This window comes from Pseudomonas sp. H26/SER47-MNA-CIBAN-0231 (assembly GCF_040310465.1).
Classification (GTDB): domain Bacteria; phylum Pseudomonadota; class Gammaproteobacteria; order Pseudomonadales; family Pseudomonadaceae; genus Aquipseudomonas; species Aquipseudomonas atacamensis.
This window is the reverse complement of record NZ_JBEOPW010000002.1, coordinates 13716-31947: the sequence shown is the minus strand read 5'-3', so window position 1 is coordinate 31947 and position 18232 is coordinate 13716. Positions and strand designations below refer to the sequence as shown.

18 protein-coding genes and 1 pseudogene are annotated in these 18232 nt (G+C 59.0%); 7 read left to right on the top strand and 12 right to left on the bottom strand.

What is annotated here, in order from left to right; genetic code table 11:
- Positions 1–128: 128 nt before the first annotated feature.
- Complete coding sequence (locus AAEZ10_RS02995) at positions 129–1202, bottom strand: AI-2E family transporter (protein WP_016773697.1); 1074 nt, start codon at positions 1200–1202, stop codon at positions 129–131.
- Positions 1203–1236: 34 nt separating this feature from the next.
- Entirely contained in the window at positions 1237–2295 is a 1059-nt protein-coding gene (locus AAEZ10_RS02990; protein ID WP_350567589.1) for a DUF2066 domain-containing protein, read from the bottom strand.
- Between the two features lie 373 nt (positions 2296–2668).
- Between AAEZ10_RS02990 and purM the strand changes: the two genes are divergently transcribed.
- The 3 genes from purM to AAEZ10_RS02975 are packed head-to-tail and all read left to right on the top strand — an operon-like array spanning position 2669 to position 5099.
- Positions 2669–3727, top strand: a complete 1059-nt coding sequence (purM, locus tag AAEZ10_RS02985; protein ID WP_039763675.1) for a phosphoribosylformylglycinamidine cyclo-ligase — start codon at positions 2669–2671, stop codon at positions 3725–3727.
- Entirely contained in the window at positions 3727–4377 is a 651-nt protein-coding gene (gene purN / locus AAEZ10_RS02980) for a phosphoribosylglycinamide formyltransferase (RefSeq protein ID WP_110645097.1), read from the top strand. Before purM ends, purN begins: the two co-directional genes overlap by 1 nt.
- Before the next feature lie 8 nt (positions 4378–4385).
- Positions 4386–5099, top strand: a complete 714-nt coding sequence (locus AAEZ10_RS02975; protein WP_056783915.1) for a DUF3108 domain-containing protein — start codon at positions 4386–4388, stop codon at positions 5097–5099.
- 191 nt (positions 5100–5290) lie between these two features.
- On the opposite strand, the gene AAEZ10_RS27870 is transcribed toward AAEZ10_RS02975, so the two are convergent.
- The 3 genes and pseudogenes from AAEZ10_RS27870 to AAEZ10_RS02965 all read right to left on the bottom strand — a co-directional run bounded on the left by AAEZ10_RS27870 (position 5291) and on the right by AAEZ10_RS02965 (position 8101).
- Positions 5291–6154 (bottom strand): methyl-accepting chemotaxis protein, encoded by an 864-nt coding sequence (locus AAEZ10_RS27870; protein ID WP_499088626.1) that lies wholly within the window; start codon positions 6152–6154, stop codon positions 5291–5293.
- Positions 6146–6916, bottom strand: a pseudogene (locus tag AAEZ10_RS27865) (MCP four helix bundle domain-containing protein); the annotation flags it as partial. The gene AAEZ10_RS27870 and the pseudogene AAEZ10_RS27865, both read right to left, overlap by 9 nt.
- A gap of 138 nt (positions 6917–7054) precedes the next feature.
- Positions 7055–8101 carry an amidohydrolase family protein gene (locus tag AAEZ10_RS02965; protein ID WP_122747449.1) on the bottom strand — a complete coding sequence of 349 codons (1047 nt, stop codon included), beginning with the start codon at positions 8099–8101 and terminating at the stop codon, positions 7055–7057.
- Positions 8102–8230: 129 nt separating this feature from the next.
- Here AAEZ10_RS02965 and AAEZ10_RS02960 point away from each other — a divergent pair, with 129 nt between their 5' ends.
- Positions 8231–8647: an OsmC family protein gene (locus AAEZ10_RS02960; protein WP_016773690.1), complete on the top strand. Its 417-nt coding sequence runs from the start codon at positions 8231–8233 to the stop codon at positions 8645–8647.
- Between the two features lie 61 nt (positions 8648–8708).
- The gene (locus tag AAEZ10_RS02955; RefSeq protein ID WP_073472696.1) at positions 8709–9575 is read left to right on the top strand and encodes a pirin family protein; all 867 of its coding nucleotides are present in this window, start codon (positions 8709–8711) and stop codon (positions 9573–9575) included.
- A 200-nt stretch (positions 9576–9775) separates the two neighbouring features.
- Here the strand turns inward: AAEZ10_RS02955 and AAEZ10_RS02950 are convergent, their stop codons facing one another.
- The 4 genes from AAEZ10_RS02950 to AAEZ10_RS02935 form a co-directional block, all read right to left on the bottom strand.
- A complete protein-coding gene (locus AAEZ10_RS02950) occupies positions 9776–10504 on the bottom strand; it encodes a dienelactone hydrolase family protein (RefSeq protein ID WP_122704671.1) in 729 nt (242 codons plus the stop codon).
- A 69-nt stretch (positions 10505–10573) separates the two neighbouring features.
- On the bottom strand, positions 10574–12478 hold the full coding sequence (gene htpG, locus AAEZ10_RS02945) for a molecular chaperone HtpG (RefSeq protein WP_042607640.1): 1905 nt from the start codon (positions 12476–12478) through the stop codon (positions 10574–10576).
- Between the two features lie 82 nt (positions 12479–12560).
- Entirely contained in the window at positions 12561–13013 is a 453-nt protein-coding gene (locus AAEZ10_RS02940) for a PaaI family thioesterase (RefSeq protein ID WP_016773686.1), read from the bottom strand.
- Positions 13010–13486 (bottom strand): PaaI family thioesterase, encoded by a 477-nt coding sequence (locus AAEZ10_RS02935; RefSeq protein ID WP_122704674.1) that lies wholly within the window; start codon positions 13484–13486, stop codon positions 13010–13012. The genes AAEZ10_RS02940 and AAEZ10_RS02935 overlap by 4 nt, the downstream gene beginning before the upstream one ends.
- 158 nt (positions 13487–13644) lie before the next feature.
- On the opposite strand from AAEZ10_RS02935, the gene AAEZ10_RS02930 reads away from it, so the two are divergent.
- On the top strand, positions 13645–13881 hold the full coding sequence (locus AAEZ10_RS02930) for a hypothetical protein (protein ID WP_007959016.1): 237 nt from the start codon (positions 13645–13647) through the stop codon (positions 13879–13881).
- Between the two features lie 62 nt (positions 13882–13943).
- On the opposite strand, the gene AAEZ10_RS02925 is transcribed toward AAEZ10_RS02930, so the two are convergent.
- Both AAEZ10_RS02925 and AAEZ10_RS02920 read right to left on the bottom strand, forming a co-directional pair.
- Positions 13944–14345: an MAPEG family protein gene (locus AAEZ10_RS02925; RefSeq protein WP_350567576.1), complete on the bottom strand. Its 402-nt coding sequence runs from the start codon at positions 14343–14345 to the stop codon at positions 13944–13946.
- Positions 14345–15082: a DUF599 domain-containing protein gene (locus AAEZ10_RS02920; RefSeq protein WP_016773682.1), complete on the bottom strand. Its 738-nt coding sequence runs from the start codon at positions 15080–15082 to the stop codon at positions 14345–14347. The genes AAEZ10_RS02925 and AAEZ10_RS02920 overlap by 1 nt, the downstream gene beginning before the upstream one ends.
- Positions 15083–15314: 232 nt before the next feature.
- Here AAEZ10_RS02920 and AAEZ10_RS02915 point away from each other — a divergent pair, with 232 nt between their 5' ends.
- Positions 15315–16544 carry an NHL repeat-containing protein gene (locus AAEZ10_RS02915; protein ID WP_339100339.1) on the top strand — a complete coding sequence of 410 codons (1230 nt, stop codon included), beginning with the start codon at positions 15315–15317 and terminating at the stop codon, positions 16542–16544.
- Positions 16545–16640: 96 nt separating this feature from the next.
- Here the strand turns inward: AAEZ10_RS02915 and brnQ are convergent, their stop codons facing one another.
- Positions 16641–17954: a branched-chain amino acid transport system II carrier protein gene (gene brnQ / locus AAEZ10_RS02910; RefSeq protein ID WP_350567572.1), complete on the bottom strand. Its 1314-nt coding sequence runs from the start codon at positions 17952–17954 to the stop codon at positions 16641–16643.
- Positions 17955–18232: the final 278 nt, after the last annotated feature.

Sequence of the window (18232 nt, the reverse complement as noted above, 5' to 3'; positions counted from 1 at the left end):
GCACAATGCGACAGACCCCAAGCAAAATCAAAGGTTTGCGTTGGCGCACCGGTTTTGTGACGGATTCTCTGGCGCCCTCGCTCGAACGAAACGGGGCAGCCCGGCCAAGCGCCGGGCCGCCCGCGCCATCACAGTTCAGGTTCGTCAACGCCGCTGTAGATCCCGGAATCCTTATACAAGTCGTGGACATGACGCACCAGCACCATGATCACCGCTGCCACCGGCAACGCCAGCAGAACGCCGGTGAAACCGAACAGCTCGCCACCCGCGAGGATCGCGAAGATCACCGCCACCGGGTGCAAGCCGATCCGATCCCCGACCAGCAGCGGCGTCAGCACCATGCCTTCCAGTGCCTGACCGACCATGAACACTGCGACAATCCCGACCATCGGGTACAGATCGCCACCGAACTGGAACAACCCGGCGATCAATGCCGCGCCGATGCCGATGACAAAACCCATGTACGGCACGATCGCCGCGAGACCGGCAATCAGGCCGATCAACAGCCCCAGTTCCAGACCGACGATCATCAGGCCAGCCGCGTAGATCACCCCCAACGCAACCATCACCAGCAACTGCCCACGCACGAACGCGCCGAGCACTTCGTGGCACTCGCCCGCCAGCGCAACCACGCGCTCTTCGCGATCACGTGGCAGCAGGCTGCGGATCTTGCCCATCATCACGTCCCAGTCGCGCAACAGATAGAAGCTCACCACAGGGATCAGCACCAGGTTCGCCAACCAGCCGATCAGCGCCAGGCTCGAGGCCGTCGCCTGACTCAGCACAACGCCGACGATGTCGGTGGTCTGGCCCATGTGCTCGCTGATCGCAGCTTTGACTTTATCGAACTTCCAGAAGCCGTCCGACAAACCAAGCTTCGCTTGCGCCCACGGCACAGCGGTGTGTTGCAACCAGTCGAGCATCTGCGGCGCCAGCTCGTACAGACGCAGCAACTGCTTGGCGAGCATTGGTACCAGCACCAGCAGCAACGCCGTAACGATCAGCGTGAACAAGGCAAACACGGCAATCACGCCCCAGGTTCGCGACAGCCCGAGCCGCTCCAGACGATCCACCAGCGGATCGAACAGATAAGCCAGCAACAACGCGACCAGAAACGGCGTGAGGATCGGGTGCAGCAACCATACAAACGCGCAAAGCAGGACTACCCCACCGAGCCAGAACCAACGCCGCGTATCGGCCATTTACCACTCCTGACGCTTCTATATAAAGAAAGACTTACCAGCGGAACCGCAACGACGGTGCCGCCGCTGCCGGGGTTGGCGCTGCCACCGCAGGCGTACCATCCGCCGCTGGCTGGGCAGGCGCCACCGGAACCGGCGCTTCGGCCGGCAGTTCCTGCAACTTCGCCAGCGACAATTGCGCGCGCAATTGATCGACGCTGCCATTGACCCGGTAGACGATGCGATCACCCTGCACGCTTTGCAGACGCACGCCAAACGGTTCGAGTAACCGCAGCAGCGCCGCATAATGCTCCAGATTCATGCCCTGCACTTCCAGGGTCTGCTGACCCGATGCGCCGGGTTTGGCGACAAATCGCGGCGCCAGACGCTCGGCCACCGCCAGCATCACCGCATCGGCAACAGCTGCCTGATCAGCGCCCTGCACACTGCCGGCCTCTTTCTGATCACCGAGCCACAAGCGCCATTTCGCCTGCCACTGCCCGCCCTCTTCGCGCGCGTGCACCGCCAGCAAGGCGTCAGCGTTGTAGCGTTCCGAAGCACTGCGCAGGGGCGCGGGATCAGCGCTTTCCAGCGCAGGTGCGGTGGCGAGCAGTTGCTCACTGAGATCAGCCAGTGGCAAACGCAGTGGCAAACCGCGATGTTGTGCGGCCGTGCGCAACGTTGCGGCTGCGGTTTGACCGTCACCGACCAGGCTCGCACCTTCAGTTGAATCGTTCAGCCACCAGCCGAGGATCGACGGCCGACTCGCGCCCCACACCGGCAACCCGGCCCGGCGCAAGGCCTGCTCGGTGGTTGCCGGATCGAAGTCGACTTTCAGCACTTCCGGTGGCCCGGCGTCGAAGCCGAACTGGCTGATGATCTGCTGCGGGTCCTTGCGGATCGGCGCCAGCCCCGGGTTCTGCGCGGCTTTCGGGTCGCCGGTCAGGCGCAGCACCAGGGTATCGAGCGCCGCCTGCGTGGCGCGATCGCGCTCTTGCGGCGCCTGGCCGTTGACTGGCTGACGCACCTGATACAGCCCCTTGAGGTTTTCGGCATGGCTCGCCAGGCTGACCAGCGTCAGGCAGCCTACAAACAATAATTTACAAAAACGCATGGAAAATTCCCGTCGACAGGAGCGGCTGGAACACGCCGCGTGAACCGTTTGAGCAAGGCTGTGACCCCCACCCCTGGCAAAACATTCACACGGTGGCGGTAAGTTTTTGCACAGTCCTAACGATAGACGGTTAATCGCCACACCTTATACAGGCAGTCATACCCTGCGATTGCAAAAAATTTCCGCCGATATGGCCCTGCCCGTCGGTGCGAGGATGGCCGCTGCCCCTCAAGCCTGATAAAATCGCGCGCCTTCGCAGACCGGCAACAGCCGGGCCCCTCGAAACTCGCGTGAGGCGATCGCCCATCGAGTTCGATGTTCCCGCTGAACTCGGTCGTTACCCCCTGAATCCCCTCCCCTAAAGGCCTGGATCATGAGCAAGCAACCCTCCCTGAGCTACAAGGACGCCGGTGTAGACATCGACGCCGGTGAAGCATTGGTCGAACGCATCAAGAGCGTCGCCAAGCGCACTGCGCGCCCGGAAGTCATGGGCGGCCTGGGCGGTTTCGGCGCCCTCTGCGAAATCCCGGCCGGCTACAAGCAGCCAGTGCTGGTGTCCGGCACCGACGGCGTCGGCACCAAGCTGCGTCTGGCGCTGAACCTGAACAAGCACGACAGCATCGGCATCGACCTGGTCGCCATGTGCGTCAACGATCTGGTGGTGTGCGGCGCCGAGCCGCTGTTCTTCCTCGACTACTACGCCACCGGCAAACTGAATGTCGACACCGCTGCCCAGGTTGTCACCGGCATCGGCGCTGGCTGCGAACTGTCGGGTTGCTCGCTGGTTGGCGGCGAAACCGCTGAAATGCCAGGCATGTACGAAGGCGAAGACTACGACCTGGCCGGTTTCTGCGTCGGCGTGGTGGAAAAGTCGGAAATCATCGACGGCTCGAAAGTTGCCACCGGTGACGCCCTGATCGCCCTGCCATCGTCCGGCCCGCACTCCAATGGCTACTCGCTGATCCGCAAGATCATCGAAGTTTCCGGTGCCGACATCGAGAACACCCAGCTCGACGGCAAACCGCTGACCGACCTGTTGATGGCCCCGACCCGCATCTACGTCAAGCCACTGCTCAAGCTGATCAAGGACACTGGCGCTGTGAAGGCCATGGCCCACATCACCGGTGGCGGCCTGCTCGACAACATCCCGCGCGTGTTGCCAAAAGGCGCGCAAGCAGTGGTTGACGTGGCCAGCTGGACTCGCCCGGCCGTGTTCGACTGGCTGCAAGAGAAAGGCAACGTTGATGAAACCGAAATGCACCGCGTATTGAACTGCGGCGTCGGCATGGTCATCTGCGTGGCTCAGGAGCACGTCGAAGTGGCCCTGAACACTCTGCGTGACGCTGGCGAGCAGCCTTGGGTCATCGGTCAGATCGCCGTGGCCGCCGAGGGCGCTGCGCAGGTCGAGCTGAAGAACCTCAAGGCTCACTGATGCCAAAGTCCTGTGATGTCGTGGTGCTGTTGTCCGGCACCGGCAGTAACTTGCAGGCTCTGATCGACAGCACGCGGACCGGCGACAGCCCGGTCCGCATCGCTGCGGTGATTTCCAACCGCGCCGACGCCTACGGCCTGCAACGCGCCCGCGACGCGGGTATCGCCACCCGCTCGCTGGATCACAAAGCATTCGAGGGCCGCGAGGCCTTCGATGCCGCGTTGATCGAACTGATCGACCAATTCAACCCCAAACTCGTGGTACTGGCCGGCTTCATGCGCATTCTCAGCGCTGATTTCGTGCGCCACTACCAGGGTCGCCTGCTCAACATCCACCCGTCGCTGCTGCCCAAATACAAAGGGTTACACACTCATCAGCGTGCGCTGGAGGCCGGCGATAAGGAACATGGCTGCTCCGTGCACTTCGTCACCGAGGAACTCGATGGCGGACCACTGGTCGTACAAGCAGTATTACCGGTAGAGTTGCACGACACGCCGCAGAGTCTGGCGCAACGAGTCCACGTTCAGGAACACCTGATCTACCCGATGGCAGTACGCTGGTTTGCCGAAGGCAGGCTGACACTCGGTGACCAGGGTGCTTTACTCGACGGCCAGTTACTCGCCGCCAGCGGCCACTTGATTCGACACTAGGAGATATTATGCGTCGCGCCCTGCTCTTCGCTTGCGCTCTGCTCGCCCTGCCCTTCGCGCAGGCAGCGGACCTTCAACCGTTCTCCGCCAGCTACACCGCCGACTGGAAGCAGCTGCCCATGAGCGGCACCGCCGAACGCAGCCTGACCAAGGAAGCCGACGGCGTCTGGAAGCTCAGCTTCAAGGCATCGATGATGATCGCCAGCCTGACTGAAGAAAGCACCCTGAAGCTGGACAAGGACACGCTGCTGCCGCAGTCCTACCACTTTGAACGTGGCGGTCTGGGCAAAGCGAAAAAAGCTGATCTGGACTTCGACTGGGCCAACAAACTGGTGACCGGCACCGACCGTGGCGACGCGGTGAAAATCCCGCTGAACCGTGGCATGGTCGACAAGTCGACCTATCAACTGGCGCTGCAGCACGACGTTGCCGCCGGCAAGAAAAGCATGAGCTATCAGGTCGTCGATGATGGCGAAGTCGACACCTACGACTTCCGCGTGCTGGGTTCGGAGAAGGTCGACACCAAGGCCGGCCAGATCGACGCGATCAAGGTCGAGCGCGTGCGCGATCCGACACAAAGCAAGCGCATCACCGTGCTGTGGTTCGCCAAAGACTGGGATTACCTGCTGGTGCGCCTGCAACAGGTCGAGACTGACGGCAAGGAGTACAACATCATGCTCCAGGACGGTACGGTCAACGGTAAGACTGTCAAAGGCAGCTGATCGACCGCAACAACAAAGAGCCCCGCGAATGCGGGGCTTTTTATTGCCCGCAGTTTACGCAAACACAACAATCCCTGTGGGAGCGAGCCTGCTCGCGAAGGCGTCTGCTCAGCCAACCTTTTCAGGGGCTGACACTGCGCTTTCGCGAGCAGGCTCGCTCCCACAGGTTTCAATTGCAATGGATTGCGCGGTCAGACAGAAAACCGCGCCACCATCCCGTTCAGATCCACCGCCAACTTCGACAACTCCTGACTCGCCGCACTGGTCTGATTGGCCCCTGCCGATGTCTGCATTGCCAGATCACGAATATTCATCAGATTGCGATCCACCTCGCGCGCCACCGCTGCCTGCTCTTCCGAGGCACTGGCGATGATTAGATTGCGCTCGTTGATCAAGGTAAACGCCGAGGCAATTTCCTCCAGGGCCGAGCCTGCGCTCTTCGCCAGCTCGAGGGTCGAGCGCGCCCTTGAGTTGCTCTGCTGCATCGAACTGACCGCTGAATCGGTGCCCTGCTGAATCCCGCCGATCATCTGCTCGATTTCCTGGGTCGACTGCTGGGTGCGATGCGCCAGCGCCCGCACTTCATCCGCCACCACCGCAAAGCCACGCCCGGCATCGCCGGCGCGCGCGGCTTCGATCGCGGCGTTGAGGGCGAGCAGATTGGTCTGTTCGGCAATCGAGCGAATCACGTCCAGCACTTTGCTGATGCCATGAACCTTTTGCGCCAGCGCCTCGACCTGCGCGGCATTATTGGTGACATCGCCAGCGAGAAACTCGATCGACGTCACCGTCTGCTGAACTTGCTCGCGCCCCTGGCGGGCGATGCGGTCGGATTCGCGGGAAGCTTCAGACGTGGCCACGGCGTTGTTCGCCACCTCTTCCACCGCCGCCGTCATCTGGTTGACCGCAGTGGCGGCCTGCTCGATTTCCTGGCTCTGCTGATGCAGGCCGCGAGTGGCATCTTCGGTGACGCTGCTGAGTTCTTCGGCGGCCGAGGCCAGTTGCGTGGACGACTCGGAAATGCGTCGGATTGTGTCGCGCAGATTGTGCTGCATGCTTTTCAGCGCTTGCAGCAGGCGCGCCGGCTCGTCTTTGCCAACGATGTGAATGTCGCCGGTCAAATCCCCACCGGCCACCACTTCGGCGACGCTGAGCGATTGCGACAACGGCACGACAATGCTGCGCGTCAGCAGCAACGCCAGGCCGACGGTAATCAGCGCAGCCATGGCGATCATTACTGCGACCCACACCCGCGATTGCTTGAAGACCAAGCGCGCTGCCTCAGTGGCGAGACCGGCATTTTGCTTGTTCAACTCGACCAGCTGGCGCAGGGTGGCGGCGATTTCATCGGCCAGCGGACTCATCTGATCATTGAGAATCGCCGAAGCGTCTGCCACCCGATTCTGCGCTGACAGCTGCAGGACTTGCGCCTGCAGTTCCAGGTATTTGTGCTCGGCAACCTTGAAGCGATCAAACAGCGCGCGCTCTTCCGGCAAAATGATCAACGCGTCATAACGCTGCTGCGCTTCGCTCAAGCCACTGCGCAGCTCGTCGAGCTTGGCGACATTCTGCTCCAGTGCCTTGGGGTCACGGTTGAGCAACAGGCGCATGGTCAGTGCACGCAGACGCAGCATGTCCTGACTCATCTCCCCCACCGCCATCACGCTTGGCAGCCAGTTGTTGTCGACTTCATCGGACTGCGCTCGCATGTTCGACATTTGCAGCAAGGCGAACGCGCCGAGGGCAAACACCATCAGGGCCAGCAGGCCGAAACCGAGACCGGCGCGCGGGGCAATATTGAGACTACGGATATTCATCACTCTGGCTCCTTCCAAAAGCGCTGCATCAGCCTGCAGCGGGTTGCTTTAGAAGGTATCGGCATTGCCGAGAAATTGCGTAAGACGAAAAAGCGATAGGCAGACGAGCGGCTAGTCCGAACCCATGGCTTTGACGTTTCAGCGCGGACCGGCGGGTTTACCAGTGTTGCGCGGCAATATCGCCAGGAAGTTATCGCGCGCGACTTTGCGCGCCACCGCTTCCGGCAGCGCATCGAGAAACGGCTTGTAGCTGTGCATTTCCTGACCGAGCTTGTTGAACCGTCCTACCACGTCAGAGCCGAGCATGAAGCGCTCGGGGTACTTTTCCACCAGCGCCAGCCATTCGGCGCGCGGCTTGCCCTGCTCGTCCAGCAAGTAAGGCGTGAGCATGCTCCACGACAGGTCGATAAACAGATTCGGATAGGCCTCAAGCATGCGCGTCAGGGTTGGCAGGAGAAACGGCAACTGGGTCTGATGCCGATGGATCTCGGCGCTGGTGCCGGCATGCGCCCAGATGAATCGCGTGTGCGGATGATTGCGCAGCGGCTCTTCAACTTCCTTCAGGTACAGCGGATTTTTCTCACGCTTGGAAGTGATGTTGGAATGCAGCATCACCGGCAGATCGTTTTCCGCAGCGAGGTGATAGATCTTGGTCATTGCCTCGTTGTTCGCTCGAGGCGTGTCGCCGGAGGTCAGCGCGGTCAGGTCATCGTGCCGGGTGAACACCTCGCCGATGCCCTGCCACAAACCCGGATACAGATCGAGCATGCGCTGGATGTGCGCGGCGGAATTCTTGTCATTGGGATTGAAGCCGGACAGGAACGGATGAAAGTACTGGCGCTGCTCCGGCGCAAGTTTTTCCACCGCGTCGGCAATGATCACATCGGTGGCGCTGTACCAATAGGCATCGGCGTCATCACCGGCGTAATAACGCGGGCGCTTGGGTTCGTCTTCATGCCATTTCTTCGCCACGGGAATGCCGGAAATCATCACGTGCTCGATGGAATTTTCTTTCATGGCCGTGAGCAATTTCTGCATGCCGGCGCTTTCCTGGAAAAAATCCACGTAATGCAGGTGCGCATCGCTGTAGGTGTATTCGCGGGCACTGGCGCTGCCAGCGAACAGCAGCAGACAGGCAAGACTCAGACGAGACAAGGACACAAGTAATCTCCGGCAGATGGGCATAGCCTAGACCGCGCCCGAACGACAAGGGTTCATCCCTGCCGAAAAGCGGAACGCCCACTGCCGGGAATGCTCTATAACTGCAGGGTCTGCTTTGATCGAACGATTTTTCCTACCGCCTGTGAGGTTTCCATGACTGTTACCGTCAATACCGTCTCCGCCGAAGGTTTTCGTCACACCGTCCAGATCGACGACCACGAATTGTTTGCCGATGTACCGAAAACCGCCGGGGGTGAAGGCACCGCGCCCGAGCCACACGATTACTTCGACGCTGCGCTGGGCGCCTGCAAAGCGCTGACCGTGAAAATGTATGCGAAGAAAAAAGACATCCCGCTGACCGGCGTGGGAGTCGAGGTAAAGCGCGACAACAGCCAGGAACAGAAAGGCAAATACGCCCTGCATGTCACCCTTACGCTCAAAGGCGTACTCACCGACGCCCAGCGCGAGGAACTGCTGCGTGTGGCCGATCGCTGCCCGATTCACAAATTGATGACCACCAGCGAAGTCAGTATCGAAACCCACGCACCACAAGGCTTCGACAGCCAATAATCCTCCTGATGCCAGCGGCGGGTTATGCTTCTGGCATCACCCGCTCAGCCTGGAATGCACCATGGACACGCCACTCCTGATCATCCGCCCGCGCGCAGAAGACGTCGAAGGCCAGCCGATTCTGCGCCCGCTGCCGTCAGCCAAATGCCGCAACGTCGGGCCTTTCGTGTTTTTCGATCACATGCTCGAAACGATTTATCCGACGGGTAAAGGCATGGATATCCGACAGCATCCGCACATTGGTCTGTCGACGCTTACCTATCTGTTCGAAGGGCAATTGCAGCACAAGGACAGTCTGGGCTCCGATCAAGTGGTCGGTGCCGGCGATGTCAGCTGGATGACCGCCGGCAGCGCCATCGCCCACGTCGAGCGTACGCCAGCGCCACTGCTCGCCGAGACCTTCACCCTGCATGGCCTGCAAGTCTGGCTGGCCTCGCCCAAGGCGCACGAACAAGGCCCGGGGCATTACAGTCATCACCCGGCAGCGACGTTGCCGGTCAGCGATAACCTTGGCGTGCAGATTCGCATGATTGCAGGGTCAGGCTTTTGCCTGGAATCGCCGGTGCCGGTGCTTTCTCCTACGTTGTATGCGGAAGTGAAGATGCAGACCGCGACCACATTGCTGATTCCGACCGAGCATGAAGAACGCGCGGTGTATGTGTTGAGCGGTGATGCGCAGTTGAATGGCGAGGCGATCGAGCCGCATGCGCTGGTGGTGTTGCCAGCCGGCGAAGAGATGAGCCTGTTTGCCGAAAGCGATGTGCACGCGGTGGTGTTCGGCGGCGCGGCGCTGGACGGTCCGAGGCGGATCAACTGGAATTTTGTTGCCAGTGATCCAGCGGCGATTGATGAGGCACGGCGCAAGTGGGCGGCCAAGGATTGGCCGACGGTGCCGGGGGAAGTCGAGCGGATCGAATTACCGCGCTAAGCCGCTTACCCTCACCCCAGCCCTCTCCCAGAGGGAGAGGGAGCCGACCGAGGCGTCTTGCGTTATACATCGACCTGAAAAATCTCGGCGATTATGGATTCGCCTATTCACGTTCAGGTCGACGCCACTCCCGAGCCCCCCAATCAGTTCCCTCTCCCTCCGGGAGAGGGCTAGGGTGAGGGGCTTTTCGCTTTTCGCTTTTAACCGTTGAACACTTCATCCAGCAGATCATGCATCGACTTGAACGCGCGCTTGGCGGTCTTTTCGTCGTACATCATCTTGCCCGGTACATTGGCATGCGGGTCGGTAAACGAGTGCACCGCGCCGCCGTAGCTGAGCAGTTGCCAGTCGACCTTCGCCGCGTTCATCTCATCTTCGAACGCTGGCAGTTGCTCCTTCGGCACCAACGGATCGGATGCGCCATGCAGCACGAGCACCGAGCCCTTGATGTTCTGCGCATCCGCCGGGTTCGGCGAATCCAGCGTGCCGTGGAACGACACCGCCGCTTTTACCGGCGCGCCGGTGCGGGCCAGGTCCAGCGCACAGCAACCACCGAAGCAGAAACCGAACACCGCCAGTTTCGAAGTATCCACCGTGGCTTCGCCCTGGCTCTGCAACTGCTCGAAAGCCACTTGCAGGCGCTTGCGCAACAGCGCGCGGTCGTCCTTGAGCGGCATCATCGCTGCCAGCGCCTCATCAGCGTTCTGCGGACGTACGCTCTGGCCATAGACATCCGCAATCAACACCACGTAGCCCTTGGCCGCTACCGCTTTGGCGATGTCTTCGGCACCGGCGCTGACGCCCATCCAGTTCGGCGCCATCAGCAAACCCGGGCGCGCAGCCTTGTGCTCGGCGTCGAACGCCAGGCGACCTTCATAGGCCTGGCCGTCAATCTGATAGACCACGGAACGTACAGTGACTTGGCTCATTTCTGACTCCTGATTGAGTAAACACCAGAACGAAAAAACCCGCCGAAGCGGGTTTTTCCTACAACGTGATCAAACCGACAGTTCAACCAGCAGCTTGTTCAGCCGGCGCACGTAAGCGGCCGGATCCTTCAAGCTGTCGCCAGCCGCCAGGGCGGCCTGATCGAAGAGGATGTGCGACAGGTCGCCAAAACGCTCTTCGCTCTGCTCGCCATCGAGTTTCTCGATCAGCGGGTGGCTCGGGTTGAATTCGAAGATCGGCTTCGAATCCGGGACTTTCTGCCCGCTGGCTTCGAGGATCTGGCGCATTTGCAGGCCCAGGTCCTGTTCGCCGATGGCCAGAATGGCCGGCGAATCGGTCAGACGATGGGATACGCGGACTTCAGCCACGGAATCACCCAGAGCAGTTTTCAGACGCTCGACCAGGCCTTCTTTGGACTTGGCGACTTCTTCTGCGGCTTTCTTGTCCTCTTCCGAGTCCAGGTTGCCCAGATCGAGGTCACCGCGCGCCACGTCGACAAACGTCTTGCCGTCGAATTCGCTGAGGTAGCTCATCAGCCACTCGTCGATGCGATCGGTCAGCAGCAGCACTTCGATGCCTTTCTTGCGGAAGACTTCCAGGTGCGGGCTGTTCTTGACCTGCGCGTAGGTTTCGCCGGTGAGGTAGTAGATCTTGTCCTGACCTTCCTTGGCGCGGGCCAGGTAGTCAGCCAGACCGACAACCTGCTCGCCGTCGTCGCCCTGGGTCGATGCGAAACGCAGCAGACCGGCAATTTTCTCTTTGTTGGCGAAGTCTTCTGCCGGGCCTTCTTTCATGACCTGACCGAAGTTTTTCCAGAAGCCTTTGTATTGCTCAGGCTCGTTCTTCGCCAGTTTTTCCAGCATGTCGAGCACACGCTTGGTCAGCGCGGTTTTCATCGAATCGATGATCGGGTCTTTCTGCAGGATTTCACGCGACACGTTCAGCGACAGGTCGTTGGAATCGACCACGCCTTTGATGAAGCGCAGGTACAGCGGCAGGAACGACTCGGCCTGATCCATCACAAACACACGCTGCACGTACAGCTTCAGGCCTTTCGGCGCTTCACGCTGGTACAGGTCAAACGGCGCGCGGGCCGGCACGTACAGCAGCGAGCTGTACTCAAGCTTGCCTTCAACCTTGTTGTGGCTCCACGACAGCGGATTTTCGAAGTCGTGAGCGATGTGTTTGTAGAACTCCTGGTATTCCTCGTCTTTGACTTCAGTGCGCGGACGGGTCCACAGCGCGCTGGCACGGTTGACGGTTTCCCATTCAACGGCTGGAGCCTCTTCGCCTTCGGCCGGAGTGACTTCCTTCGGCAGTTCGATCGGCAAAGCGATGTGGTCGGAGTACTTCTTGATGATGTTGCGCAGACGCCAGCCATCCGCGAATTCGTCTTCGCCGGATTTCAGGTGCAGGACGATGCGGGTGCCGCGCTCTGGCTTGTCGATGGTGGCGACTTCGAACTCGCCCTCGCCTTTCGACGACCAGTGCACGCCTTCGCTGGCATCGGTGCCGGCGCGACGGCTGTAAACATCAACCTTGTCGGCAACGATGAAGGCCGAGTAGAAGCCGACACCGAACTGGCCGATCAGGTGCGAATCTTTCTTCTGATCGCCGGACAGGTTTTTCATGAAATCGGCGGTGCCGGATTTGGCGATGGTCCCCAGGTGGGTGATCACATCGTCACGGTTCATGCCGATACCGTTGTCTTCGAGAGTGACGGTCTTGGCGTCCTTGTCGAAGCTCACACGGATTTTCAGGTCAGCGCCACCTTCGAGCAACTCAGGCTTGGCCAGGGCTTCGAAGCGCAGCTTGTCGACAGCGTCAGAGGCGTTCGAGATCAATTCGCGAAGGAAAATTTCCTTATTCGAATACAGCGAATGGATCATGAGGTGCAGCAGCTGCTTTACCTCGGTCTGGAAGCCCAGGGTTTCCTTTTGAGTTTCCACACTCATGGTCATCAAACTCCAATCAGATGGCAGTGGCCGCGACCCGAAATGGTCTGCGGCGGGTTGTCATCTGAGTTGGGGGCGCTGTTCAGGATTTCAAGGGCTCATCAATTTTGAAGTGCGCGCGGGCGGTGGCGATCGGTTCGGCCTCGGTACTCTGCCAGGCAGTGACCGCTACGTTAGCGACGCGACGGCCCTGACGGCAGACCTGACACCTGGCCCAAGTGTCGCGAAACTGCCCGGCGCGCAGGTAATCGAGGGAAAAATCGATGATCTTCGGCACACCCGGCGTGCCGGTGAAAATCAGCAAATGCAGGGCTGCGGCCAGCTCCATGAAGCCGGCAATCACGCCACCATGGATCGCCGGCAATAAAGGGTTACCAATGTTGTCCTTGTTCGCCGGCAGCTTGAACAAGAGCTCATCGCCAACCCGCGAACATTCGATACCGATCAGCCCGGCATAAGGGATCAGTGCCAGCAGCGGCGCGTAATCGCCCTGCGCGTGAGCCTGTTGCAGCTGCTCCCTGAGATCGTTGCTCATTGGCTCGCTCCCTTGATCGCGCCCGCGAAACCTTTGCTGCCCTTCAGACCGATGCCCATGCGCATGAATGTGCCGACGACGTGGGCAATCGGTTGCTCGGGATCGTCCTGGTAGGCAAAACCACGGGCAAAGATCACGTCGGTGGTGACGCGATAGCACTGGGCAAAGCCGTACACCGCTTTGTTCGGTTCAGCGGCGTGCATGTAGTCGATGCGCAGATCGAGGGTCGGACAGACTTCGAACTCCGGCAGCACGCACAGGGTCGACATGCCGCATGCAGTGTCCATCAATGAAGTGATGGCGCCGCCATGAATGACTCCGGTTTCGGGATTGCCGACGATTTTTTCGCTGTACGGCAGGATCACCGTCAGCCCTTCGCTGGAGGCACTTTGCACCTGCAGACCGAGGACCTGACAGTGGCGCAATGCCGATAAGAAGCGCGTCGCGCGCTCAAAAACGGGGTTTTCGGCCATGTGATAATTACTCGCGTTTGGGCCTTGTGCCAGTAGTGAGAAAAGCGGCAAAAGTTCCGTGATAAAACAAACTTATATATCTGAAACAATTGAGGAACTTAACCCGTAGCGCCGAGTTCTTAAGGCCAGTAGTTATTTTCCATAAGGAGATACACCCCATGCGTAAGACTTTAGCTATTGCCTTGATGTTGACCGCTTCCCTCGGTCTCGCTGCCTGCGATAAAAAATCCGAGGACAAAGCTCAAGATGCCAACCAACATGCTGAGCAAGCTCAGCAAGACATGAACAAAGCTCAGGATAAAGTGAACGACGCAGCAAAAGAAAACGCCGAAGCTGCCAAAGCTCAGGCTGAATCGAACGCCGCTGCTCAAGAAGAAGCCGCCAAAAAGCAATAAGCTTTCTGGTGTGAAAGGAAAACCCGCCAAGTGCGGGTTTTCTTTTGCCTGCGATTTACCGGTTAGAGCAACACGGTTCTAAAAGTCGGACTAATCATCAGCAACAACGAACAGATGAAGCCAACTAGCCACATCAGGCTGCGCAACTTCGCCAGATCGGCCAGAGAGAACCACAGATAGAAAATCCGCGAGATCACGAAGATGATCGCCAGCGCATCGATCAGCCAACCCGCGGTTTGCGTGGTGTGCGCCATCAGCACGCCGACAGCGAAGAGGATGAAGGCTTCAATGCTGTTCTGATGGGCCGCCAGCGCCCTCGCACCGAAGCCGGTCAACTGCGCCTGCTGCTGCCGCGGCAAGTGATTGTCATACCCGCCCTGCTCTTTCATGGCCTTGGCCACCGGCATACGCGCCACATAGACCAATAAAGCACTGATAAACACACACCAGAACGGAATACTCATCAAACAGCCTCTTTGTTCGCCTCAGGGACGGGCGCCTCTGTAGGGGTATAGACCATGACATCGAGAACGTCGGAATGAAACTCGCGGCGATACAACACCACCACGACTCCCGCGCTCATGATCATGAACAGCCACGGACTGACGAACCAGGCCAGCATACTCATGCCGAAGTAATAAGAACGCAGGCCGAAGTTGAACTGGTTGGCCGCCATCGAAATCACCCGCGCCGCCCGTGAAGCGAAGGCCTTGCGTTCCTGCTCGGTCACTTGGCGCTCGCCGATCATCGGCGCTGAACCGACCAGAATCGCCGCGAAGTTGTATTGGCGCATGCACCAGCTGAACGTGAAGAACGCATAGACGAACACCAGTGCCAGGCACAGCAACTTGATCTCCGACATGCCCTGCGACGCCTGCTGCACCATCGGAATATCCGCCAACAACGACACGGCTCGGTCGGACGCACCGAGCACGGTGAGAATACCGGCGAGGATGATCAGCGTGCTGGACGCGAAAAACGAGGCGTTGCGCTCCAGATTGCCGATCACGCTGGCATCGGCGATGCGGTTGTCACGCAGCAGCATGCGGCGCATCCAGTCTTCGCGGTAAAGGTGCAACACGCTGGCCAGACACGCCGTATCACGGGCCTTCCAGGTGGCATAACGGGTGTAACCGCCCCAGCAGACGACGAACCAGACGGCGGCGAGCAAGTGGATCAGATTGGCTTGGATGAACGACATTCGTTGTCCTGAGCAAGAGGAATGATGGAGGGAACCCTTCGTTTCGACGTGTTGGCTCGTAAAAAGACACGCTCATTGAAGAGTCAAATTTATTCAAAATAGACCGCAGCTATCAGTTTTCAGAGGCTTATACCTGTCAACTCTGACAGTAGCGCTTAGGGTATGGCGAGGCATAAGGTCGTTTTCTCAAACGGGAACACTGACCGCTCCCCTATCAGACAAGGATTTGAGCATGAGACCTTTGAACGCTGCGCTGCCCATTGACACAACGTTTGGCAACCGGGGGTACGCCGAGTCATTTGCTACGGGAAGCCAGGCTTTGAACATCGCAGGCTTGCGCCCGGATGGAAAGATCCTTCTCGTGGGACAAACTGTTGTAGAGGGCAAGGTCAGTTTTCATTTGGCGCAATTACTGGCAGACGGTACTAACGATACTGGCTTCAACGAAAACGGTTTGATCGTAGGTACGTTTACAGGTTCGGGACAAGCCAGCGGCACTGGCGCCTGTCTTTATAAAGACGGTAAGGCGCTGCTTTTTGGGTATCAATATGATGAGGACCAAGGAACTCGATTTGCGCTTGCCAGATTCTTCGCTGATGGTGAAAGAGATCGCGATTTCGGTCCCGATGGGACGGTTTACGTCCCTTTCCTGCCACAGTCCGAATCGCAATTGCCAAAACCGGAAGCTTCCATCAAGTCGCAATCCAGAACCAGGTTAGTACTGACTGCTGATGAAAAAATACTCGTCGGTCAAAGCAACCGATTGTTCAGACTTGATCAGAAAGGAGATTTCGATACCGCTTTCAACAACAAAGGCTGGTTGGATCTTGCAATGGGCATTGCTTCTATTTCAGTGGCAGAGGATGGAGTAATCACAGTCGCAGGTTCGAGGGCTGGAGAAGGAAAGATTGTGCGCCTGAACGTCGATGGAACGCCCCATAAAGACTTCGGCGATGATGGCACCGGGACCGTCTACATTCCATCGGATTACCCGGCCAGCGTACGAAGCCTGATGTTACGTGCTGACGGCAGCTTCTTTGTTGCTGGCCAGGTCGACACATCGCCTGACGACGTTTGGGGTAAAGGACGCAAAGCAATGATGGCCGCGTACAACCCGAACGGTAGACCAAATCTCGCATTCAATCAGGGTAAGCCTGTTGTCACTGATCTTGGATTAACCGACGGTTGCACTTTGTTCGATCTAAGTGGTGAGCCTGAGGATGGCTTGGTTGTGGTGGGGAGTACAGGGCAAATAACCAGGGAGCAAATGCTTGCCTGCCGCTATCTGGCAACGGGTGAACTGGACACAACCTTTGGAGATGGCAAGGGATACGTGACTCACTCTATGGGGCCCGGTATGCAATGGATCTCGGTAGCAGTGCAGCCCGACAAGCGAATACTCCTGAGCCGTGACAGCGACAACGTCAATGTGGGAGCTCTGGTCGTACGTTATCTGGGCTGAGGATTATCAGCTCTGATAAAAAATGCCCCGTATCGATTGATACGGGGCATTTCTGTTTAACCGGGGCTGACCCACTTGTGGCGGGTCTGAACCACGTCAGGCAGTGACTTCGCTGCGCTTGCCCAGCAGGCGATCGCAGACCACGGCGACCACCAGGGTCATCACGCACGGCACCAGCCACGCCAGACCCTGCTCGCTCAGCGGCAGATGGGTCAGCTGAGTTGGCATCCAGTCGGCCAGACCAGCGCCTTTCAAGGCGTCGATGGTGCCGAACAGGAACGACACCAGCATCACCGGGCCAAGAATGCGCCCGTGCTCATGCCAGAAATCCTTGCAGAAGCTCAGCGCGACCAGAACGATGCACGGCGGGTAGATCGCAGTGAGTACCGGAATCGAGAAAGCAATCAGTTTGGTCAGACCGAGGTTGGAGACCAGCAGCGAGAACGCTGCGAGGATAATCACCAGCGTCTTGTAGGACAGTGGCAGCACACGGCTGAAGTATTCAGCACAGGCACAGGTCAGGCCAACCGCCGTGACCAGACACGCCAGCGAGATCAGCACCGCAAGGAAACCACTGCCCAGCGAACCGAAGGTGTGCTGCACGTACGCATGCAACACCGCCGCGCCATTAGTGGCGCCGACCGCGACTTCATGGCTGCCGGACCCGAGGCGGAACAGGCTGACGTAGACCAGTGCCAGACCCACGCCGGCAATCAGCCCGGCAATGATCGCGTAACGGGTGATCAGCGCTGGCGACTCGACGCCACGGGAGCGGATCGCGTTGACGATAACGATGCCGAATACCAGTGCGCCGAGGGTATCCATGGTCAGGTAACCATTGATGAAGCCTTGGGAAAACGGTGCCGCCACATACTCTGGAGTGCCGTGACCGATGTCACCCGCCGGCAAGGCGAACGCGGCGATGCCCAGTACTGCCAGCGCAAAGATTTTCAGCGGCGCGAGGAAGCGGCCCACGGTATCCAGCAATCGCCCAGGGTAGAGCGAAATGAAGAACACCAGCAGGAAGTACACCGAGCTGTAGAGGAACAGCGCCAGCGGGCTTTCACCGGTCAATGGCGCCAGACCCACTTCAAAGGATACGGTCGCGGTACGCGGAGTGGCGAACAGCGGCCCCACAGCCAGATAGCATGCCGCCGCGAGGATACCGCCGGCGATCTTGCCGATCGGGCTGCTCAGCGCATCCATCGCGCCGCCGACCTTGGCCAGCGCCACCACAGTGACTACCGGCAAACCAACGGCGGTAATCAGAAAGCCCAGCGCAGCCATCCAGACGTGAGGTCCGGCCTGCAAGCCAACGATCGGCGGGAAAATGATGTTACCGGCCCCGACAAACAGGGCAAACGTCATAAAACCAAGTGCCAGGATGTCCTGACCTTTCAAAACTTTCATTAAGGTAATACCACACTACTGAAATCGGAATTTAGAGGGGGATTGCCCTGTTGGATTAGGGAAATGCTGTCGATCCGTATGGGACTGACCCTTAAAGCGCGTGGCTGCCTTGTGGGCGGCGGACGCAAAAATGGCGGCCAGCCTAACGAATTTGGCTGAAAAACGCACTGTTGGAGGGCGAACTATCCGATACGCGACGTTTCCGTGTCGCGTTTACATATCTATTTTTCATACAGAGAACACGTATTCATCACAGCAAACCTGTGGCGAGGGGATTT

Bases quoted from the DNA above. Each gene is read 5' to 3' on its own strand.
- AAEZ10_RS02975 (WP_056783915.1), top strand. From the start codon at position 4,386: ATGCGTCGCGCCCTGCTCTTCGCTTGCGCTCTGCTCGCCCTGCCCTTC.
- AAEZ10_RS02930 (WP_007959016.1), top strand. From the start codon at position 13,645: ATGCGTAAGACTTTAGCTATTGCCTTGATGTTGACCGCTTCCCTCGGT.
- brnQ (WP_350567572.1), bottom strand. From the start codon at position 17,954: ATGAAAGTTTTGAAAGGTCAGGACATCCTGGCACTTGGTTTTATGACG.
- AAEZ10_RS02925 (WP_350567576.1), bottom strand. From the start codon at position 14,345: ATGAGTATTCCGTTCTGGTGTGTGTTTATCAGTGCTTTATTGGTCTAT.
- AAEZ10_RS02965 (WP_122747449.1), bottom strand. From the start codon at position 8,101: ATGCCCATCTGCCGGAGATTACTTGTGTCCTTGTCTCGTCTGAGTCTT.
- AAEZ10_RS02915 (WP_339100339.1), top strand. From the start codon at position 15,315: ATGAGACCTTTGAACGCTGCGCTGCCCATTGACACAACGTTTGGCAAC.
- AAEZ10_RS02950 (WP_122704671.1), bottom strand. From the start codon at position 10,504: ATGAGCCAAGTCACTGTACGTTCCGTGGTCTATCAGATTGACGGCCAG.
- AAEZ10_RS02940 (WP_016773686.1), bottom strand. From the start codon at position 13,013: ATGAGCAACGATCTCAGGGAGCAGCTGCAACAGGCTCACGCGCAGGGC.
- AAEZ10_RS02935 (WP_122704674.1), bottom strand. From the start codon at position 13,486: ATGGCCGAAAACCCCGTTTTTGAGCGCGCGACGCGCTTCTTATCGGCA.
- purN (WP_110645097.1), top strand. From the start codon at position 3,727: ATGCCAAAGTCCTGTGATGTCGTGGTGCTGTTGTCCGGCACCGGCAGT.
- AAEZ10_RS02955 (WP_073472696.1), top strand. From the start codon at position 8,709: ATGGACACGCCACTCCTGATCATCCGCCCGCGCGCAGAAGACGTCGAA.
- AAEZ10_RS02960 (WP_016773690.1), top strand. From the start codon at position 8,231: ATGACTGTTACCGTCAATACCGTCTCCGCCGAAGGTTTTCGTCACACC.
- purM (WP_039763675.1), top strand. From the start codon at position 2,669: ATGAGCAAGCAACCCTCCCTGAGCTACAAGGACGCCGGTGTAGACATC.
- AAEZ10_RS27870 (WP_499088626.1), bottom strand. From the start codon at position 6,154: ATGCAGCACAATCTGCGCGACACAATCCGACGCATTTCCGAGTCGTCC.
- AAEZ10_RS02920 (WP_016773682.1), bottom strand. From the start codon at position 15,082: ATGTCGTTCATCCAAGCCAATCTGATCCACTTGCTCGCCGCCGTCTGG.
- AAEZ10_RS02990 (WP_350567589.1), bottom strand. From the start codon at position 2,295: ATGCGTTTTTGTAAATTATTGTTTGTAGGCTGCCTGACGCTGGTCAGC.
- AAEZ10_RS02995 (WP_016773697.1), bottom strand. From the start codon at position 1,202: ATGGCCGATACGCGGCGTTGGTTCTGGCTCGGTGGGGTAGTCCTGCTT.
- htpG (WP_042607640.1), bottom strand. From the start codon at position 12,478: ATGAGTGTGGAAACTCAAAAGGAAACCCTGGGCTTCCAGACCGAGGTA.